The sequence below is a fragment of the Cupriavidus pampae genome (assembly GCF_914271485.1).
GTDB classification, from domain to species: domain Bacteria; phylum Pseudomonadota; class Gammaproteobacteria; order Burkholderiales; family Burkholderiaceae; genus Cupriavidus; species Cupriavidus pampae.
On the sequence record NZ_CAJZAG010000029.1, the window covers coordinates 1 to 3,630 of the forward strand.

At 56.4% G+C, this 3,630-nt stretch carries 2 protein-coding genes and 2 pseudogenes; 3 read left to right on the plus strand and 1 reads right to left on the minus strand.

Features of this window, described 5'->3' with window-relative positions:
* Positions 1 to 1,386: pseudogene (locus tag LDO41_RS34065) on the plus strand (MFS transporter); the annotation flags it as partial.
* Between the two features lie 174 nt (positions 1,387 to 1,560).
* Here the strand turns inward: LDO41_RS34065 and LDO41_RS34070 are convergent.
* On the minus strand, positions 1,561 to 2,457 hold the full coding sequence (locus LDO41_RS34070) for a LysR substrate-binding domain-containing protein (protein ID WP_135707778.1): 897 nt from the start codon (positions 2,455 to 2,457) through the stop codon (positions 1,561 to 1,563).
* A 195-nt stretch (positions 2,458 to 2,652) separates the two neighbouring features.
* Here LDO41_RS34070 and LDO41_RS34075 point away from each other — a divergent pair, with 195 nt between their 5' ends.
* The gene (locus LDO41_RS34075; RefSeq protein WP_011178386.1) at positions 2,653 to 3,420 is read left to right on the plus strand and encodes a chlorocatechol 1,2-dioxygenase; all 768 of its coding nucleotides are present in this window, start codon (positions 2,653 to 2,655) and stop codon (positions 3,418 to 3,420) included.
* Positions 3,417 to 3,630, plus strand: a pseudogene (locus LDO41_RS34080) (chloromuconate cycloisomerase); the annotation flags it as partial. The gene LDO41_RS34075 and the pseudogene LDO41_RS34080, both read left to right, overlap by 4 nt.

The window sequence follows — 3,630 nt, forward strand, 5'->3', positions numbered from 1 at the left end:
GAAATACACGTTTCTCGTCACGATCCTACTGATGGGTGCCTCGACCTCGCTCGTTGGGGTGCTGCCGGCGTACGCCTCGATAGGTATCACAGCCCCCGCCGTGCTTGTCATTCTACGGCTCGTCCAGGGCTTGGCCCTTGGTGGCGAATACGGTGGTGCAGCTACTTATGTGGCTGAACATTCGCCACCGGCAAAGCGTGGTGCGTTTACATCCTGGATTCAGACCACCGCCACGCTCGGCTTCTTCCTCTCCCTTCTGGTGGTGCTCGGAGTACGACTCTCGGTTGGTGAGGCGAAGTTTGCCGACTGGGGATGGCGCGTTCCATTCATTTTCTCCATCGTGCTGGTCACGATGTCCGTCTGGATTAGATTGAGCCTCCACGAATCTCCGGTATTTATTAAGATGAAAGCGGAGAATGCGACTTCGAAGGCGCCGATCAAGGAAGCATTCGGGCAATGGAAACATGTGCGGCTTGTACTGGTTGCGCTGTTCGGTCTGGTAGCTGGACAGTCTGTCATTTGGTATGCGGGTCAGTTCTATGCACTATTTTTCCTGACCCAAACGCTGAAGGTCGAGGCGGTGACAGCAAATCTGCTTGTGGCCGGCGCGCTCGTCATCGGGACGCCTATGATCGTATTCTTCGGCTCTCTCTCAGATCACATCGGACGCAAGCCGATCATGCTTGCGGGGTTCTTGCTGGCTGCTCTCCACTTTTTTCCGCTCTTTCACGGGCTCACAAAGTACGCGAATCCTGCTCTGGCTGCAGCCCAGGCACGGGCGCCGGTAACCGTCGTGGCCGATCCAAGAACTTGCTCATTCCAGTTCAACCCCGTAGGAACGTCGGAATTTGTGAACTCCTGTGACATTGCTAAATCGTTCCTCGCGAAGGCTTCGGTCAACTACAGAAATGTGGATGCACCCGCTGGGACTGTAGCGGCGGTCCACGTGGGTGATCGGGTCATCGAAAGCTTTGAAGGTGCCACGCTAAGTTCGGCTGAACGCAAGGCAAAAGTCAAAGAATTCTATGCCGCGCTCGCCAAGCAAATCAACGCGGTCGGCTATCCAGGTTGTGCCGACCCAATTACCTGATGGTAATGCTGATGCTCACTGGTCTGGTGCTTTTCGTCGCGATGGTGTACGGACCAATTGCGGCGACATTGGTCGAGCTGTTCCCGACCCGCATTCGATATACCGCGATGTCACTTCCGTATCACATTGGAAACGGATGGTTCGGCGGATTTCTCCCAACGACCGCGTTCGCTCTCGTGGCTGCTACAGGGAACATTTACGCCGGCGTCTGGTATCCGGTGGTTATAGCAGCAGCGTCTTTCGTCGTTGGTCTGATCTTCCTTCCGGAGACCCGAACACGAAATATTGAGACGTAGTCGAGAAGGCGTGGTGACAGCACCGGTTTCTGCTGCTCCCCATTGCAATCGCTGCGGGGAGCACGCTTGCGTTGTGAAGAAGGCGTTCGGTGCTAGACGAAGAAAGAATGGATCGTGAAGCTTGGTCCGCACACGGCGTCTAGCGTATAGCGCCTATTAATTGGTCGGGTGACCTTAGCGTCTGCTCATCCCTTTAGTAAGGGAGGCAACGACCTGTAACGCTGAGTCAACTATGGGGCCCCTACGGTCTGTGCGGAACACGCAGCTGACCGGAACTGAGAGCTTCTGTGGCTCAAGCTCAAGGAATGTCACGCCTGGCCATCGAACATGTGCGACGGAAGCTGGCACCAATGTAGCGCCTATTCCGGCGGCAGTCAGTGCAAGGGCTGTAGTGACATCTTCGACCTCGGCTGCGATTTTTGGCTCCACTCCTTCCGTTCTAAATATGGAAACTACCTTGTCGGCGAAACTTGGTCGGTCGCCGCGTGGATAAAGAATGAGGGGCACATCGAGTAGGTCTACAACTGCACGGGCACGGGAAACGCGTGTGTCCCACGGATCGGCAGCGGCGACGTGAAGCGTCTCCGTCCCAATGTTCCAACTCGACACGCCTTCGGTCACCGGATAGAAGCGCCCGAATCCGATGTCCACCACCCCTGAAAGAAGAGACTCGAGCTGAGCTTCCTTGGTCATGTGAGACACGGCGACGGTGGCGTCGGGATACGTTGCGAGGAACGTTCTGACGAACGCCGGAACCGTCTCAAAGACAGGAGTCCCAAAGTAGACGAGCTTCAGCTCACCCGATTCGCCTCTAGCGGCAGCTTGCGATCGCCGCGAAGACCGCTGCACAAGCGCGAGCAACTGACGCGCGTCATCAAGAAACACCTTTCCGGCGGCGGTGAGTTCGACGCCCCGTGCCGTCCGCTCGAAAAGCTTTGCCCCAATATCGCGTTCCAAGGCCTGGATCTGACGAGTAAGCGGTGGCTGCGATATGTGCATCCTCTGTGCCGCTGTTCCGAAACCTCCCGCCTCCGCGACCGCGACGAAGTATTTCAACTGTCTTATTTCCATGTTCCGTCCCGTTGCGCTGCCTGTTACAAGGCGATTGTGAGCAAGCACCTGCGGTCTCGCAACTAGGGAAAGACATACCGAAACCGTATGGTCTAGGCGGAGAAAAGGTATTGGACGGTATGGGATTGCCGTCTCTATTATGACTGTGCGGGGCAATTGTCGCCCACGTGTTCATGTTTTCATGACGGAGGCAAAGTGAACAAAAGAGTCAAGGATGTTGTCGATGCGATCGTCGCGGCGGTACAGCGGGTGCTCGACCAGAAGGAGGTTACTGAGGCGGAATACCGAACTGCGGTTCATTACCTCATGCAAGTAGCCGAACAGCGTGAAACCGCTCTTCTTTGCGATGTTTTTTTCAATAGCACCGTGGCTGCGACGAAGGCTCGTATTAGCGAAGGTTCAACGCCTGCTATCGAGGGACCCTACTATCGCGACGACGCCCCTCTGGTCGATGACCGGCTCAAGACTTACGACACGGACGACCACAAGCCTTTGCTTATCCAGGGAACGGTCAAAGCGGTCGACGGGAGCGTTGTCGAGGACGTGACGATTGATGTCTGGCATTCGACGCCCGATGGGAAGTACAGCGGTTTCCATGACGACATCCCGACTGATTTTTATCGAGGGAAGCTCAGGGTGGGCACCGATGGCAGCTTCCGCGTGCGCACAACGATGCCGGTGCCGTATCAGATCCCGGATCAGGGTCCCACGGGCGCATTGCTCGAAACCATGGGTGGTCACTCGTGGCGTCCCGCTCATGTACATTTCAAGGTGAAGGCGCCGGGATATGAAACGTTGACCACGCAGTACTACTTCGAAGGTGGAGATTGGATCACGGACGACTGTTGCAACGGCGTCCAGTCTAGTCTGATTACTCCCGATATTGTGGAAGAGGGTGTCCGCCTGATGAACATCAACTTCGTTATCGAGCCCGCGCGTGCGCAGGCGGGGGCAAACCCGTGAAGATTGACGCGATTGAAGCAGTGATCGTGGATGTGCCGACCAAGCGGCCGATCCAGATGTCGATCACTACCGTGCACCAGCAGAGCTACGTTATCGTCCGGGTGTATTCGGAGGGGCTCGTTGGTGTCGGCGAGGGTGGAAGCGTTGGTGGTCCCGTCTGGAGCGCAGAGTGTGCGGAGACGATCAAGATCATCGTGGAACGGTATCTCG